The sequence below is a fragment of the Nostoc sp. genome, assembly GCF_036919595.1.
Lineage (GTDB): Bacteria > Cyanobacteriota > Cyanobacteriia > Cyanobacteriales > Nostocaceae > Nostoc.
The window spans coordinates 1-16,915 of the sequence record NZ_JBALCO010000023.1; the positions used below are offsets into that span (position 1 = coordinate 1).

General features: G+C 43.9%; 12 protein-coding genes. 5 read left to right on the plus strand and 7 right to left on the minus strand.

Annotation, left to right across the window (positions count from 1 at the left end; translation table 11 throughout):
* Nucleotides 1–219: 219 nt before the first annotated feature.
* The 6 genes from murI to V7K21_RS03160 all read right to left on the minus strand — a co-directional run bounded on the left by murI (nucleotide 220) and on the right by V7K21_RS03160 (nucleotide 8,272).
* Nucleotides 220–1,086 carry a glutamate racemase gene (murI, locus tag V7K21_RS03135; protein WP_335171439.1) on the minus strand — a complete coding sequence of 289 codons (867 nt, stop codon included), beginning with the start codon at nucleotides 1,084–1,086 and terminating at the stop codon, nucleotides 220–222.
* A 129-nt stretch (nucleotides 1,087–1,215) separates the two neighbouring features.
* Nucleotides 1,216–3,117, minus strand: coding sequence for an N-acetylmuramoyl-L-alanine amidase (locus V7K21_RS03140; RefSeq protein WP_335171441.1), 1,902 nt, complete (start codon nucleotides 3,115–3,117; stop codon nucleotides 1,216–1,218).
* Nucleotides 3,114–3,269 (minus strand): hypothetical protein, encoded by a 156-nt coding sequence (locus V7K21_RS03145; protein ID WP_335171443.1) that lies wholly within the window; start codon nucleotides 3,267–3,269, stop codon nucleotides 3,114–3,116. The genes V7K21_RS03140 and V7K21_RS03145 overlap by 4 nt, the downstream gene beginning before the upstream one ends.
* 558 nt (nucleotides 3,270–3,827) lie before the next feature.
* Nucleotides 3,828–5,702: an N-acetylmuramoyl-L-alanine amidase gene (locus V7K21_RS03150; RefSeq protein WP_335171446.1), complete on the minus strand. Its 1,875-nt coding sequence runs from the start codon at nucleotides 5,700–5,702 to the stop codon at nucleotides 3,828–3,830.
* A gap of 594 nt (nucleotides 5,703–6,296) precedes the next feature.
* Nucleotides 6,297–7,775: a cation:proton antiporter gene (locus V7K21_RS03155; RefSeq protein WP_335171449.1), complete on the minus strand. Its 1,479-nt coding sequence runs from the start codon at nucleotides 7,773–7,775 to the stop codon at nucleotides 6,297–6,299.
* Nucleotides 7,776–7,858: 83 nt separating this feature from the next.
* A complete protein-coding gene (locus tag V7K21_RS03160) occupies nucleotides 7,859–8,272 on the minus strand; it encodes an EVE domain-containing protein (RefSeq protein WP_335171451.1) in 414 nt (137 codons plus the stop codon).
* A 401-nt stretch (nucleotides 8,273–8,673) separates the two neighbouring features.
* On the opposite strand from V7K21_RS03160, the gene V7K21_RS03165 reads away from it, so the two are divergent.
* Nucleotides 8,674–9,414: an SIMPL domain-containing protein gene (locus V7K21_RS03165; protein ID WP_335171454.1), complete on the plus strand. Its 741-nt coding sequence runs from the start codon at nucleotides 8,674–8,676 to the stop codon at nucleotides 9,412–9,414.
* A gap of 98 nt (nucleotides 9,415–9,512) precedes the next feature.
* Here the strand turns inward: V7K21_RS03165 and V7K21_RS03170 are convergent, their stop codons facing one another.
* Entirely contained in the window at nucleotides 9,513–9,875 is a 363-nt protein-coding gene (locus tag V7K21_RS03170; protein WP_298911815.1) for a single-stranded DNA-binding protein, read from the minus strand.
* 363 nt (nucleotides 9,876–10,238) lie between these two features.
* Between V7K21_RS03170 and V7K21_RS03175 the strand changes: the two genes are divergently transcribed.
* The 4 genes from V7K21_RS03175 (at nucleotide 10,239) to V7K21_RS03190 (ending at nucleotide 16,555) form a co-directional block, all read left to right on the plus strand.
* The gene (locus tag V7K21_RS03175; protein WP_335171463.1) at nucleotides 10,239–11,246 is read left to right on the plus strand and encodes a rod shape-determining protein; all 1,008 of its coding nucleotides are present in this window, start codon (nucleotides 10,239–10,241) and stop codon (nucleotides 11,244–11,246) included.
* 90 nt (nucleotides 11,247–11,336) lie between these two features.
* Nucleotides 11,337–12,146 carry a rod shape-determining protein MreC gene (mreC, locus tag V7K21_RS03180; protein WP_335171456.1) on the plus strand — a complete coding sequence of 270 codons (810 nt, stop codon included), beginning with the start codon at nucleotides 11,337–11,339 and terminating at the stop codon, nucleotides 12,144–12,146.
* 26 nt (nucleotides 12,147–12,172) lie between these two features.
* Nucleotides 12,173–12,790 carry a rod shape-determining protein MreD gene (gene mreD, locus V7K21_RS03185; RefSeq protein ID WP_335171458.1) on the plus strand — a complete coding sequence of 206 codons (618 nt, stop codon included), beginning with the start codon at nucleotides 12,173–12,175 and terminating at the stop codon, nucleotides 12,788–12,790.
* Nucleotides 12,791–13,891: 1,101 nt separating this feature from the next.
* Complete coding sequence (locus tag V7K21_RS03190) at nucleotides 13,892–16,555, plus strand: beta strand repeat-containing protein (protein ID WP_335171460.1); 2,664 nt, start codon at nucleotides 13,892–13,894, stop codon at nucleotides 16,553–16,555.
* The last annotated feature ends 360 nt before the right edge of the window (nucleotides 16,556–16,915 follow it).

Below are 16,915 nucleotides of genomic sequence, written 5' to 3' on the forward strand. Positions count from 1 at the left end.
CATTGGGAGACCTCAAGCTTTGGTTTCGTTACCTTTATCTTGTGGTTTCCCTTTCTTTTTTGCTACCCCTTCTCACTCACATAAGGCGTACTATAAATATTTTTATCCAACTACTTATGAGATTGCTCTAGAACTTGGGAATTTTGCCCTAAGTCTGAGCTAGCTTGATTTTGTGCATTTAACAAAGAATTGGTATAACTTCTCATTTTTTAAATAGTTTTATTGGAGTTGGGAAATAGCGGTATCAGTGAAGCAAACCTCTTCAACCATTGGGGTATAGCCTAGCCACTGCACTCCTGACTGGGAAAACTGTTGCGGACAACCGCTGACGGCGAAGCGAGTTGGCAGTGGGAGGTAAGTATTTCTTAAGCCTAGCAAGTCTAGCTCTTGGGCACAAGCTGCGGCGACATGAACAGCCGGGTCAACCAATTGGACTTGAGAGGGGAGGAGCGATCGCAATACTGGTGTAAGGTGAGGATAATGGGTACAGCCGTGAACTAAGGTGTCAATTTCCTGCTCTAGTAAAGGCTTTAGGTAGGCTCGTGCAACTTCAGCAGTGTAGGGATCGTGAATGCGGTTTTGCTCGATGAGTGGCACAAACTCTGGACATCCGACTTGCCAGACTTGGACATCAGGAGCAATTTCGAGTATAGCGTGCTTATAAGCATTACTCTTAGCTGTAGCTGGAGTGGCAATCACACCAATCCGTTTTCCTTGCTGCACCGCTGCTTTTGCACCCGGTAGGATCACTCCCAAAATGGGTATGCTGAATTCATGACGCACCGTTTCTAGGGCTAGGGCAGAACTGGTGTTGCAAGCCATAATCACCATTTTTACCCGCTGCTGTTGTAGCCAGGTAAGAATTTCCCGCGTAAATTGTAAAATTTCTGCTTGTGAACGAATTCCGTAAGGAAGTCGAGCTGTATCCCCAAAGTAAACAATTGATTCGTTGGGGAGTTGCCGATATAGTTGTCGCAGTACCGTCAGTCCACCCACACCACTATCAAAGATGCCAATTGGGGCCCGTTGGGGTTCAAGAGCCGAAAAATCGTTAAGATTCCCTTCAAAGATGGAAGATGAATACACAGGCAGATGTTGATTTAGGTTTTTGGATTTAAAATACAGAATTTAGCAGACAATCTGCAAATTGACTACTAAATTCTGCACGTAAAAGAAGCTTAAATACCACCTCTTTAATTAGTTATTTGTACTATATTACCTCTGGTGTAAGTATTTGAGGATGCCACGAGCGATCGCTTCTGCCATCCGATTTTGATACTCTGGCGTTCCTAATCTGGGATTATCCTCGTAACCAGTCATATAGCCTGTTTCCACTAAAATCGAGGGCATAGAGCTTTTCCTGAGAACGTAGAATCTGGCTTTGCGGGTTCCCCGGTTTTTGATAGTACCGATGTTCTGGAGGATGGTATTGCGAACTACTTCAGCCAGAGCATAACCGCTGTCGTAATAATATACTTCTAACCCATTTACATCAGGGCGATTATCAACGGAATTAGCGTGAATGCTGACAAACGCAGTCGCATTAACTCGTTCAGCAATTTCTACCCGTCCCTGAAGTTCTACGAAAAAGTCAGCATCCCGCGTTAGTACAGCTTTTACACCATTTTGCTCTAAAATTGCTGCTACCCTTTTACCAATAGGCAGGATTACATCCTTTTCTAAAAGTCCGCCCAGACCAGGGGCACCTGAATCTTTTCCACCATGTCCTGGGTCAATAACTACTAGCAATTTCCCTTTGGGAACCGAGGGGTGTGGCCGTGGCTGCGAAATTGTCCGGGGAATATCTGTAGGGTTTGGGAATTGACCTTGGTTTGGCGATGGCAGAGGAGGTAAAGCAATGGGCGCTGTGACGCTACCAAAGCGTTGTAATTCTAGAGCCAAAAGCTCGTCGCCAACCTGGTTGAGTTCCCCAATTTGCACTCCGGCTGCTGGTTGAACCAAGACGATGACAGTATTCGATTCTTGTGGTTGCAGGCGGACTCGCAAGATAGGGCTGTTAGGATTAAAAGTCGGACCTGTGACTTTGGGAGCTAACCGAGCATTGTTGATAGTTATGCGGAATAGACCAGAGCTTCTATCCCAGCCTCCTGTAGCAGATAAAGCTTGGTCGGCTCTAATCAGCAATTGTGTGCCATTATTAGCCAGTTGCACAGACTCAATAGTAGCAGGTGAGGTGTTAGTAGATGGTATAGGCCGTGGATTGTTACCTCCAGGCAACTGGGCAACGCCACGACTGGGCAGAACGACAAAACCACCAAGACTACTAGTGGTTGCTCGCCAATTGGGACTATTTTCCTCTACCTGTAAAGTCAGGCGAACAACAGATGGGCTTGTTTGCAGTTGGCTGAACTGAATCCGGCTGACACCATAGCGATTAATCGACAAATCCCGCTGCTTTAGAATAGGTGATAAAGTTGCGCCAGCAATATCGATGTTAATTGCCCTCTGATCATTGCTACGATTAACCTGAATCTGAGGATTACCACCATTGGTACGGATGAAAAAACCATCGCCAGTGACTTGTAAGTCCTCAATTTGAGTACCCCTGGCGACAAGCATTCCGTTTCTAGGTGGATTGACAGAACCTGTTGTCACCACGTTGTAGATATCTCTTTGGGAGAAGACTGGTGGAGATGTTCTCGGTGAAGTTTCTGTTGCTATAGCTTGTTCTTGTTGCCCCACAGTATTTTTTAAGGGTACATTTTCGGCTTCTGGCGTAGGTAATTGCACTGTCCAGCGATCGCCAGTTCTGCCAACAAATTGTACTCGTTTGGGGTCTAAAGTATAACCAGGAGTAACTTCAACGACTATACGTGTTGTTTGTTCATCAAACTGCCCAACACGGATCGAACGAATTGCACCACCCACCTGTTGGGTTAGCTGCGGACGCCCAAATGTGGTTCCTGGCAAATCAATTACCAAACGAGTCGGGTTAAAAATTAATTGTGCTTGTGGTTGAACATCGCCTAAAGTATTAATTTCTAGCCTGTTTTGATTGGCATCAAAACGCCAAGATTCAAGTTTCGCGGCCATTGCTGGCGACGATAGCATGAAGATAGTTCCAATAGTACTGGATAGTAACCAGTGTAATTTCACAGTCCTTTCTCCTGATTCACATTCATGGGAGCCATCAACATCTCAACATATTGGCAAATCCTCACACCATCACCGCGCCCACTTGAGTTTTGCGCTGTTATTAAGACACAGCTAATGGGGTAAAATATAGCACGCTCTTGTGAATTTGCCATGCCATTAGCTCAGATAAATTTGACTGTCAATTTTAGATTTTAGATTCCCAATTTTAGATTTTTTGATTTTTGGTTCATGCCAGACTAACGTCTTGCTAGACTAACACCCCTTGTGACCTGAAATAATTCAATTATCCTAAATTCAAAATTATCAAGTCCCATCCTTTTATTAGTGGGGTCAATCCCTTCTCCCAAGGGGAGACGCTGCGCGAACGGCTTGGTGCAATCGCTCATGGGTAACCACCGCTGTGGACGGGTTTTCCGGCATAAAGGAGGCAGTGCGCCCTTGCTCCCGATATAAAGCAAGTGGCGTGGAAACCCTTAATATCGCGCTGCTTCACCAAAATCCAAAATCGTTCGACTGAAGCGTTCGCAAGAGCGTCTCTAAGAGTTGCCGAAGTCCAAAATCCAAAATTGGGTGGCTTGCAAAGCATCAGATGACAATAATAAAGAAGCTACTCTTGTCCCACCGCAAGAATACTTAAATTGTTTTACTACTAAATTGGATAAAAATAGTAAAGATTAGATGTATTTACTCAATAATTTCGACTAAATTACTTATCTTCTCTTTAGATACTGAAGAACACCACGAGCGATCGCCTCTGCCATTTTATTTTGGTAAGCTGAGGTTCTCAGCCTAGCCATATCCTCTCGACCAGTCATATAACCCGTTTCCACGAGAATGGAGGGCATAGAACTTTTTCTGAGAACATAAAATCTGGCTCGCCGCACTCCCCTGTCTTTGATAGTCCCAATACTTTGGAGAATGCTACTGCGGACAATGCGAGCTAGACCCAAACCGCTGTCGTAATAATAGACTTCCAAGCCATTAACATCGGGACGACTCGCACCTGCTGAATTAGCGTGGATGCTAACAAACACATCAGCATTAGCTCGCTCTGATAATTGCACCCGTCCTGGAAGGGTAACAAAATAGTCAGAATCTCTGGTCATAATTACTTGTACACCATTTTGCTGCAAAATCTCAGCCAGCCTTCTACCGATAGGTAAGATAACATCCTTTTCGCGTGCCCCCCCAATGCCAAGCGCTCCAGAGTCTTTGCCACCATGTCCGGGGTCAATGACGACTACCACTCGCCCATTGGTAACTCGGCGCTGTGGTTGTATTAGAGGCTGGGGATTTGGATTGTTTAGGTCTGGGAATGGCCCCCGGTTTGGCGGTGGTAGCCCAGGTAAGGCAAAGGGGGGTCTTCCAGGGAGTGCGACAACCCGATGAGAACTTTGTATTGATACCAAAAGCTGGTTGCCAATTTGCCTGGGTTGCCCAAGTTGCACTCCGGCTGCTGGTTGAACTAAAACAACAACTGTATTGGGTGCTTGCGGTTGCAGCCGGACTCTGAGAATGGGGCTATTGGCAGCAAAAGTAGGGCCTGTAACTCTGGCAGCTAACTTGGCATTGGTAATTGTGACCCGGAACACACCTGATGATCTATCCCAGATTCCCCTAGCAGATAAAGTTTGGTCGGCTTTAATTAGCAGTTGTGTACCATTATTAGCCAGTTGTATAGACTCAATTGTTGCTGGTGAGTTGTTAGCAGATAGTCTGCTGGGAAAAGAAACGCGTTCTGACTGATTGTCCGAATTATTGCTTCCAGGCAATCTGACAACACGACTAGGTAGAACCACCAAACCACCGCTGTTACTATTAATTGCTTGCCAGTCTGGGCTATTTTTATCTACCTGCAAAGTCAAACGGACACCAGGAGGTCGGGTTTGTAATCGGGTGAATTCGACGCGGCTAACACCATATTTATTAACGGGTATATTATTCTGTTGCCTCAGACGTGGTGATAAGGATGCGTCAGAGATATCCATGAAGATGGTAGCGCGATCGCGGCTCCGAATTACCTGAATCGGAGGATTACCACCACTGGTACGAATGAACAACCCATCGCCTGTGACTTGTAAGCTCTCAATTTGAGTTCCCCCCTGTGTAGTAGCAACCCTTGAGATCCGAGGTTGAGGCTCAGAGTCTGGGGTAACAACACTGTAAGCACTTCTAGGAGATGAAGCAACTTTCTCGACTTTTGGCTTAGGTAATTGCACTGTCCAGCGATCACCAGTTGTACCCACAAATTGCACTCGTTTAGGGTCTAAAGTATAACCAGGAGTCAGTTCGACAACTATACGCGTCGTTTCTGCATCAAACTGCCCAACACGGATCGAGCGAATTCCACTGCCCACCTGTTGGGTTAGCTGCGGACGCCCAAATGTGGTTCCTGGCAAATCAATTACCAAACGAGTCGGGTTAAAAACTAATTGTGCTTGGGGTTGAACTGCTCCCACAGTATTAATTTCCAGCCTGTTTTGATTGGCATCAAAGCGCCAAGATTCAAGTCTCGCAGCCATTGCCGGCGACGATAGCATGAAGATAGTTCCAATAGTGCTGGGTAGTAACCAGTGTAATTTCACAGTCCTTTCTCCTAATTCACGTTCATGGGAGCCGTCAATATCTCAACTCATTGGTAAATCATCACATCGTCACCACCTAAACTTGACTTCTGATGCCTTTTTTGATTTTTTAAGCTGGTATAAAAACACGCTTAAATCAGTTATCAGGTTTCATATTAGGTCTAAATCCCCATGTGAAACCCTCCACCTTTAGAGGTGGGAGACTCTGACTCCCAAGGAAGCTAAAAAACTAAAAACTGATAACTGTTCACTGATAACTGTTTTTTGTTTGTTGCCATCAATGCACTAAGTAAATAATTCCCATTACTGTGAGATGATCTAGCAAGATTTATGGATGTTACTCCCAATTAACTGGAAAATATTCACATAAAGGCTCACAAGCCAAGGGAGACTGGAAATAAATAACACTCCGAATGCTGGTAGAAATTAGAAACAAACGATTATTCTACAATCACACGGGACGGAAATTTGAGGAGAGAAGTTTCCACTGCACAATCGCAAAATCTTCAAAGCCCGGTGATAGTACTGAATTCAGAGTCCTGAGTTCCGAGCAAAATCACTCAGAACTCAGTTAGAATTTACCCAAGACTTTAATTAGCGATCGCCAGATTCTGGAGTTACTTCCAAATTGCCACTATCATTTGATGCTGGCACCCTCGACGCAGGTGGTTCAATTACCAACGAAGTTCCACAGGAACCATCTAAAATCAGTTGCTCTGAGCCTGCATCCACAGTTTTTGGATCTGGAAATACAAATCGTAACAAAGGAGGAGCTAAAAAGGTTGTCAAGATAACCATCATGATAATTGCTGCTCCTAATGGTTTCGAGAGAGCGCCACTGGCTGCGCCGACACCAGCAAACACTAAACCAACTTCCCCTCTGGGAATCATCCCCACACCGATTGCTAAACGGTTGATTTCCGGTTGACCAAACACGCTTAAGCCTGTGATTACTTTACCGAGAATGGCTACTGTGATCAGGAAAGTTGCCATAATTAGACCTTCCCGATTGTCGGGAATTGCTGGGTTTAAAACTCCCAAATCGGTTTTTGCCCCAACAGTCACAAAGAAAATTGGCACTAACATATCGGCAATGGGTACGACTTGCGTTTGCAGTTCTTTGCGCTTATCTGTCTCCTCCAGGACTAAACCAGCCGCAAAAGCTCCCAGAATTGCTTCTAATTGGATGACGGCAGCAAGGTATGCCATCGCAAAGGCAAAGATAAATGCTGGGATTACCAGTCCACCGCGTGTTTTGAGTTTATCAGCGATCGCCACAAAGGACTTATTGAAAACATTGCCCAGTAATATTGCTCCCAAAATAAAACCAGTGGCGCTGATAATCAAATAAATGACTTTGTTTACATCCACCACGCCATCTTTAGCTAGGCTAGCTACTACCGCTAAAACGATGATTCCCAGTACGTCGTCAATTACGGCAGCACCCAAAATAATCTGCCCTTCTTTAGAATTGAGTCGTCCTAATTCTGACAGCACCTTGGAAGTCATCCCAATACTAGTGGCAGTCAAAGCCGCTCCGGCAAAAATTGCAGGTACAGCGCCAATACCAAACAAAGTCATCAGTCCTACAGTACCAGCGGCAAAGGGTACTGCCACCCCCACTACTGCGACGACGGTGGCTTGGATACCAACTGCCATTAAATCTTTTAAGTTCGATTCCAAGCCGATTTCAAATAGCAGGATGATCACACCCAATTCTGCCAAAACGGAAACGACCTCAGACTGCGCTGCAAACACCGCTGGAGTGGCTTCAGGCGTTAAACCAGCAGTGGTTTGAAGAAAGGAGATGATCAAAGAGCTAGAACTGTCTGTGCTGCCTTCTGGAAAGACTAAAAGGTGGAGAACAGAGATGCCCACTACCACACCACCTACTAATTCGCCTAAGACAGGCGGGAAACCCACTTGGTTTGATAACTCTCCACCAACTTTGCTGGCGAGATAAATGACTACTAAGCTTAGTAGCACTGCTGCTACTACCATTGAACTGTCTGCGGCTTGTGTTGCGCTGGCCAACAGAGGAAAAGAGTAGCTGATTGGATCTAACAAATGCATGGGTTCTGTGAAAATCCTTCTCTTTGATTTTGACGCGTTTCTGAAAAACATCCTATGAAGATGCAATTGGCAGCTGACACAAATTAATTTGTACCACCTGTCAACTCGATCAAGTATTGCCAGTAGACTTCCCAAACTGGGACTACAGATAGTCTAGGCAGTCGCAGCAAGTCAAAATCTGTGAATTTACCATCCTGTTTGATTTGGGCTAGGGTGACGGGTTGGTGTAATCTTTGTAATGCCTGCACATCTACAACTGCCCGTTTGCTGTCATTGAGTGCTGGATCGATATAGGGTTGACTAACTATCTCTGCTAAACCTATGACTTGCCGTTCCTTGCCTGTGTGATAAATGAACGCCAAGTCACCAAGGAGCATGGTACGTAGATGTTTGAGCGCTAGGGAATTGTTGACTCCATCCCAAACTGTACTGCCATCCCGTTCCAAATCGAAGTAGGAATAATTTTCCGGTTCAGTTTTCAGCAGCCAATACGCCACGACAAATCTCCAAAAAGGCTAGTACCGCAAGGCGGAAGTCAAAAATCAAAAGGAGCCAGTGCGTTGGGCGGCTTTGCCGACTTGTTCGCGCAGCGTCTCCGACAGGAGAAGCAACTGGCCTTCAAAAATCAAAAGTATTATGGAATAAGCTCTTTAGGGATTTTAAATGGTTGCTCTATTTACGCCGTAGCGTACTAGTGTAATTTTTTTAGTATCCAAAAATGTAACCATTTCAGCTTTTGATTATGGCAGTGTCAAAGTAAGAACATATAAATCGGATCTAGCGATCGCACTTAAGTTGTGAAAAACTTGTGGTGACTGTTAACTTTTAATAGCCACCAAAAGATTGCTACATACGCTTATTAAAAACATCTGTGGATACTTTGAGGAGTGCAAATCTTATGACTAGAAGCGCTTTACTCGGTTCTCAGTTTCCATCTGGAAACTTGTGGAAAATACTGCCTTTAGCTTTGCTCTTATGTACAACTTTTGTACTGCCTGCGTTAGCACAAGAAAAGGATAAATTGTGGCGAACCCTTAGCGTCACTGGTCGCGGAGTGGAAACAACTCCTGCAACCTTGGCACAAGTCAGTTTAGGAGTAGAAATTCAGGGGAAAACAGCACAGGAGATACAGCAAGAAGCCGCCCGGAGGTCATCGGCTGTAGTTGCGTTCCTCAAGAGCCAAAATGTCGAAAAATTACAAACCACTGGTATTCAACTTAACCCAGTTTATAGCTACACTAATAATGTGCAGCGGATTACAGGCTATGCTGCCACTAACACCGTGAGTTTTCGCATTCCCACCGAGAAAGCTGGTACATTATTGGATGATGCAGTGAAAGCGGGTGCAACACAAATTAACGGCATTAGTTTTGTTGCGAATGACCAAGCGATCGCATCTGCTCAAAAACAAGCATTAAAAGAAGCTACCCAAGACGCCCAGCAGCAAGCTGATGCTGTTTTCAGTGCCTTGGGTTTCAAACCCAAAGAAGTGGTGAGCGTTCAAGTTAATAATGCCAGTCCACCTCCACCACCCATGTTTTTACGGGCTGAGGCTGCCAAGGTAGCTGATGCTTCCACCCCTGTCGTTGGTGGTGAGCAGCAAGTAGAAGCATCGGTGACACTACAAATCAGTTATTAGTTATTAGTCCTCTCTTACAAAGTTTGAGCGCCGGAAGCCGGCGCTCAGACTTTGGGCAATGTCATTTGTGAAGATAAAGGACATTGCCCAATGCCCAATTAAAAATGTTCTGAAGACATATTTTCTGTACCGCCTTCTCCATCTCGCTTAGAGCCTAATAAATCCAGTTGGTCTACTTGGATAACTGGTGATGAGCGGTTTGCTCCTGTTTGGCGATCACTCCATGTGTCAAACTTCAAGGAACCTTTGACGGCAATTTGTTTGCCTTTACGTACATAATTACCTGCTACCTCCGCCGTTTTTCCCCATAGTTCTAAATTAAACCAGTCGGTATGTTCGCCTTCTTTAGTACGGCGATTAACAGCTAGTGTCAATCTACACTTAACACTACCAGACTCAAAATACTTAATCTCTGGGTCGCCGCCTACGCGACCAATGAGAGTGACAACATTTATACTCATACGTGTTACCTTTTAGTACATGCGTACTTAGTAATTCCGACTTTCATCATAGCGAATTGTGAAACTCTTGAAAATAATGTGTAAAACAGTTAACAATATAGTTGAATTGAAAAATTATACATATTACTTGGAGAAATACATAAAAGTATACGAATATACTAAGTTAACCAAAAAATAGAGGATTGAGACATATGTAAATATTCCTGAGAATCAGATAAAAATATAGTTTAGTTTACTCAACTCAGGATATAAACGTAATCTAATTCAGCACGATTAATTCTTACCGTTGTAGTCAAAAAGTATCGCACATAGGGGGTTTAGAAACGCGTGAGTATTTTTAGGAACTTTCGCACATCATGGGATATGGGTATCGACCTCGGTACCGCTAACACTCTCGTTTATGTATCTGGTAAAGGTATTGTACTGCAAGAACCTTCTGTAGTTGCGATCGATGTCAACCAAAAGGTAGCACTGGCAGTAGGAGAAGAAGCTAAAAAAATGCTCGGTCGCACACCTGGAAATGTGATTGCCCTCCGCCCTTTGCGAGATGGTGTAATCGCTGATTTCGATATAGCCGAGCTAATGCTGAAAAGCTTTATTCAGCGTGTAAATGAAGGTAAGTCTTTGATTTTACCCCGGATTGTCATTGGTATTCCCAGTGGCGTCACAGGAGTAGAAAGACGAGCTGTGATGGATGCAGCTCATCAAGCAGGAGCAAGAAAAGTATATTTAATTGATGAACCTGTAGCTGCGGCCATTGGTGCAGGACTACCTGTTGCCGAACCCACTGGCAACATGATCATCGATATTGGTGGTGGCACAACAGAAGTTGCAGTGCTGAGTCTTCAGGGTACGGTGATCAGCGAATCAGTACGCATTGCTGGAGATGAACTGACTGATGCGATCATTCAGTATATTAAAAAACTTCATAACTTAGTCATTGGTGAACGGACTGCCGAGGACATCAAGATTCGCATTGGTTCTGCCTATCCTACTAATGATGATAATGACGCGATTATGGAAGTTCGAGGCTTACACCTGCTTTCTGGTCTACCGCGAACTGTAACGATCAAAGGCCCAGAAATCCGTGAAAGCATGTTAGAACCGCTATCAGTAATTATAGAAGCTGTGAAGCGGACACTGGAACGTACACCTCCAGAACTAGCAGCAGACATTATTGACAGAGGTATTATGTTAGCTGGCGGCGGTGCTTTGCTCAAAGGCATAGATAGCCTCATTAGCCATGAAACGGGGATTGTAACTCACATTGCCGCCGATCCTCTCTGCTGTGTTGTGCTGGGAACAGGTCGTGTGTTAGAAAACTTCAAACAGTTGGAACGAGTTGTCACAGAAAGCTCTCGCAATATGTAGCAAAAAAAATATCAGATTTGAGTTCTATTTGGGTTCTATATAAATAGAATCCAAGTAGAACTTAATTTATATAAGTATATCAAGGTATATATGGTGACAATACGACGTTGGTGGGATCGTAAAGGGTTACAAATCGGGTTATTAGCTCTAGTAGTTGGTAGTGCTTGCATATTGCGACAGACTCAAGGTGAATTGGTGCTTGAGACATACCAAGCAATTACCCGTCCGTTAGAGATGTTGCAGTCAGGGCCGGCTCCAGAAGAACGTTTTAGAGATGCCCGGATATTGGAATTGCAAACCCGTATAGTAGATTTAGAAAGTCAAAAGATAAAGCTACAAGATTTATTAGGTTATGTAGAAAAAGAGCCACTGGCATCACGGCCAATTCCAGCACGGGTAGTAGGACGTAGTGCTGACCAATGGTGGCAACAAGTATTTCTAAATCGTGGTGCGAATGCAGGGATTCAGGAAGGCTTCATAGTCAAGGCAGATGGCGGATTGGTGGGTCTGGTGGAGAGTGTAACTCCTAATACTAGCCGCGTGTTGTTAATCAGTGACCTCAAGAGTCAAGTGGGTGTATCAGTTAGCCGCACGGCAGCTAAAGGCGTTTTGCGAGGAGATTCTTCGGCAGAAGCTGTGCTGGAGTTTTATGAAAAAGTCCCAAATGTTAAGGTAGGAGATTTAGTTTCCACATCTACTTATAGTCAGAAATTTCCATCTGGCTTGGCAGTAGGACGGATAAAGTCGCTGGATTTAAAGAAACTTCCGGCATCAGTGGCGAAAATTGAGCTTTTTCCGCCAATCCGCTCTCTCGATTGGGTAGCTGTTTATCCAAAAGTAGAAAACCAAGAGTTGGAAACCCAAAAGTCGGTAAATCAAGTGCCGCAAAAGTCTAAGTAAATTCTCCCTTGAAAATCCATAGAAAAATGAAGATTCCTGCATTCGGTGGCAGCAGGCAGAAAAAGCCAAAATCCTCAGAGCGAAAATCGAAATTCCAAATCCAGCCGCTTTCTCGTTGGCATCCCGGTATCCGTCAGTTGTTGGGTTGGATAGTGACGGCTGGATCTGTAGTGTTATGTTTACTATTATTGCCAACCCGCTTGCCAGGTATGGAATTATTGGGAATTGGTCCTAACTGGCTGTTAATTTGGGTGGTAGCTTGGAGTGTGAAGCGCACAGTCATTTCCGGGGCATTGGCAGGTATAGTTCTGGGGTTACTTCAAGATTCCATGACATCACCTAACCCTACTCATGCCCTCAGTTTAGGTATAGTGGGAATTTTAACTGGTCTGCTCCAGAAACAGCGTTTTATCGATGAAGATTTTATTTCGATTGCTGTAATTGTGTTTGGTATGGCAGTTTTGGCAGAAACTATCTTTGGATTGCAATTAACTTTGATCGGCGATGAGCGCAAAGTAACAGATATTTGGACATATTACCAGCGTGTCGCTCTAGCCTCTGCCATTCTTAGTAGTCTGTGGGCACCTGTGGTCTATTATCCTCTGAATCGTTGGTGGCAGCGGATGAAATTGTTGGAACAATAGTAAAGGAAGTTAGGAGTTAAGAAGGGAATAGCTTACAGGTGAGAGTAAAGAAAATTATCCTCTGTACCCTGTAAAACTCGCATTCTGCTGTTAAGCGAACATTTATCGATCGGCAGAATGTGATGTAGGCTGTATTTCTTCCCTATACTCTATACTTGTCTACAGGAAAAACTTATCAGTTTACTGATCTAAGCTTATTGTACTAGATAATACATTTCTTCAACTGGGTTATACTGCCAACCCAAACCATTGGGGTATTTACCTTTGCTCCAGCTAATAAATTCATCTAAAGTGTTTTGTATTTGACCTGCATTTAATACAGGGTTTTGATATCTACCTTCAACCGAGCAGCGAGATTTTCTGTCTGCTCACAGCAATTGAGCGATTGTAAATTGGATACAATTTATTTTTCTGGTAGCGATCGCTAAACAAAATATTTATATCATATCGCTCCAGAGGACATCTGTCTACTGCTTTCGGCAAATTCTTTAACTTGAAAATGTCAAGTACATATAAAGTTCAGTACTTAATATATACATATATGCAAAGATATTTGTCTAAATCTAGACATGTAAGTAAATATTTTGTAATAAGCGTAGTATGATGTGATTTAGATACTTCACATTTTGAAGCCAAATACCTACAGGCAATAGTCCACGACCGGGGCATAAAGATCCCTTCTCCTATGCTCTATCAAGTTTTCCCTATTTTCAAGCTAGTAACACTTACGCATTGACAAAAAAACTAAATTATGGTTTATGGCTTTGGAGCATCCAAGCTCGATTTTTGTAAATCTTTGTCAGCGATGTCTATGGTAAATGGTTGCCTATGCTACTGCAGAAGGATGATTAAAATCAGCCTGAAACTACTATTTTTGTGAATTCACACACTGATGAATTTGTAGAATGCTTAAAACTTAAATAGTCCTCAATACTTGCAAATCAATCAAAAAGAGAATTTCCATTAAAAATTCCTAATCCCCAAGGGTGACATTTAGCTGTGTCGAAAGCGTCAACTTTCGAGAAATTTTTGTGCCCTAAAACAGCACTGACACTTGAAAACTAAAGTTACTGCAAAAATCGATTTAGGTAGGAAACAGTTATGGCAAACATCATTGGAACCAACGCAAATGATACCCTACAAGGCACTAATAGCGACGATACGATTAATGGAAAAGCTGGGAATGATACCATCACAGCGAATCGAGGCAACGACACCTTAACGGGTGGGGGCGGCAAGGATACATTTATTTATGACTTGGATGACTCTATTGGAAGTACTGATACTATCACTGATTTCGGTGGCATAGGTAAAGGAACAAACCCGAAAGTAGGAGTCATTGCCGAAGTGGATACTATCAAATTCCTTGATAGTGAGTTAACTGCTGAAAATCTGCTACTGACTCAGAATGGCAACAATCTGGAAATCACCTTTGAAGGTCTAAAGGATCTTAGTTTCACAGTCATACTGCAAAACTTTGCCCTGGAAAACTTGGAAAACTTGAGCACATCTACTGGAGCCACCGTAAATTCAGGTAATATCCTGTTTTACGGACAAAGTAGCATCACAGATAGCTTTGATGTCTTCAATTCCAACTCCACCCAAAGCACTATTTTCAATTTGAACACAGTCACCTTCCTTAATGACCTAAACAACAATGTTAATGGCTTTGACAACTCAGATGATGTCATTAATGGTCAGGGAGGTGATGACAAAATCGACGGTTTAAGTGGTAACGACTTACTACGAGGTGGTGCAGGCAATAATACCCTCAACGGTGGTACTGGTGACGATAAGTTGAATGTTGACTACTCATTAGGCAATAATCTACTGAATGGCGATGATGGTAATGATTCTCTCACAGCCTCTAGTTACAATTATGATGGTGGCCAGGGGGTCTATCCTGCCTCAGGTAATAACACCCTTAACGGTGGCGCTGGTGACGATATATTGAGTGCTTTGGGTTCATTCGGCAATAACTTCCTCTCTGGGGGCGATGGTAATGATAGTCTTGACGCCTCTTACCTTTTTATTATGGCGGGAAACGGCTTTTTTGGCTCCTCAGGCAATAATACGCTCAACGGTGGCGCAGGTGACGATACTTTGCGTGCTCAGTCTCCATTGGGCAATAACTTCCTCTCTGGGGGCGATGGCAATGATTATCTCTCCAGTTCTGGCGTTGATTATTATAGATCATTTTTCTCTTTTAGTTTTTCAGGTAATAGCACGCTCAACGGTGGCGTTGGTGACGATACTTTGCTTGCTGAGTATTCAACAGGCAATAATCTACTCTCTGGTGACGAAGGCAATGACTATCTCTCCATCTCTGGGTATTTGATCGGGTACTTCAACGGTGAAATTTTTGATGCCTCCTCAGGCAATAACACGCTCAACGGTGGCGCAGGTAACGATACCTTGCGTACTGAGTATTCAACAGGTAATAACCTACTCTCTGGTGGCGATGGCAATGACTCCTTCTATGTAAATGCTAAATCTTCAGATACTGCCCCCTCTAATTTAGTGACTCAAACGGTAGATGGGGGTAAGGGTGACGATTTGTTGAGAGTCGATTACAGCAATGCTACAGGGGGGATTACAACAACATTCAATGCCACTACTAACATTGGCTCTATTACGGCGGGCATCTCTCGCGTTAGCTACAAGAATATCGAACGATTAAATATCTCAGGTACAGCCTATGATGACAATATTATGGGGAGCAATGGCAACGATACGCTCTCTGGGGGAGTTAGTGGCAAAGATACGATAGATGGAGGTAAGGGTGACGATTTATTGTCCGTCGATTACACTAATGCTACAGGGAGAATTACAACAACATTCAATGCCACTACTAACATTGGCTCAATTACGACGGGCACCTATGGGGTTAGCTACAAGAATATCGAAGAATTAAATATCTTAGGTACAGCCTATGATGACAACATTGTGGGGAACAATGGCAACGATACGCTCTCCACGGGTAGTGGTGGCAAAGATACGATAGATGGGGGTAAGGGTGATGATGTATTATACGTCGATTACAGCGGTGCTACGGGGGGGATAACAACGACATTCAATGCCACTACTAACATTGGCTCAATTACGACGGGCACCTATGGGGTTAGCTACAAGAATATCGAAGGATTAAATATTACAGGTACAATCTACGATGATAACATTGTCGGGAGCAATGGCAACGATACGATCTCTGGGGGCTATTATGACAGTGACAATGATACGATTATTGGCGGTGCAGGTGATGATCGCTTGAATATTGATGGAAATAATAATTTATCAGCATCAGGTAATAATCTTCTAGATGGAGGCGATGGCAATGATACTCTCACAGCCTCTCAAGGATATGACGCTAAGAACACACTCATAGGTGGTAATGGCAATGATATCCTCATAGGTGGCTACGGTAATGATAGTCTCTATGGAGGATCTGGTATTGATACCTTTGTTTTTAATACTTACGATCTACGTTCCAATACTGGTAATAGAGTTTATGACTTCAACGCCACTAATGACGTGATTGGGATATCGGCTGCTCGTTTTGGTAGCGGGTTATCAATCGGTTCACTTTCAGCTAATCAGTTTCAGATCGGAGCATCTGCAACTACTGGCGATCAAAAATTTATTTACAACAACATTACTGGTGCATTGTTCTTTGATCAAGATGGCACTGGTGGGTCGACTCAGGTACAATTTGCACAATTATCTCCTGGCTTACCACTAACCAACAACAACTTTGTAATTGTTTGAAACTGAGATCGAAATAAGCGAACGGACAGTCATAACTTCTTACTTTTCACGTCATCTGGAAAACCTGACTTCCTATTCCTCTGAGGCCACATGCTACCCTGCGGAAACGCTAAGAGCGAATCAGTCGAGAAACCGCATCGCCCTTGGCGTCTCCCCTTCTCCCAAAGGGAGAGGCTAACGCCAAGGGAGAAGGGCGCAGTGGCTTTCCTAAAATGGGAAAGGCTTTGATTTTTCCCCCTTCCCTACTAGGGAAACTTGCTCAACGGGTAACCGTTCAGGGGGTGCGCCTGCGGCGCACCAGCCAACAATAAGCGTTGTAGCTATTTGACTATAAGGAGTGCTAGCACACAGATGCTCACG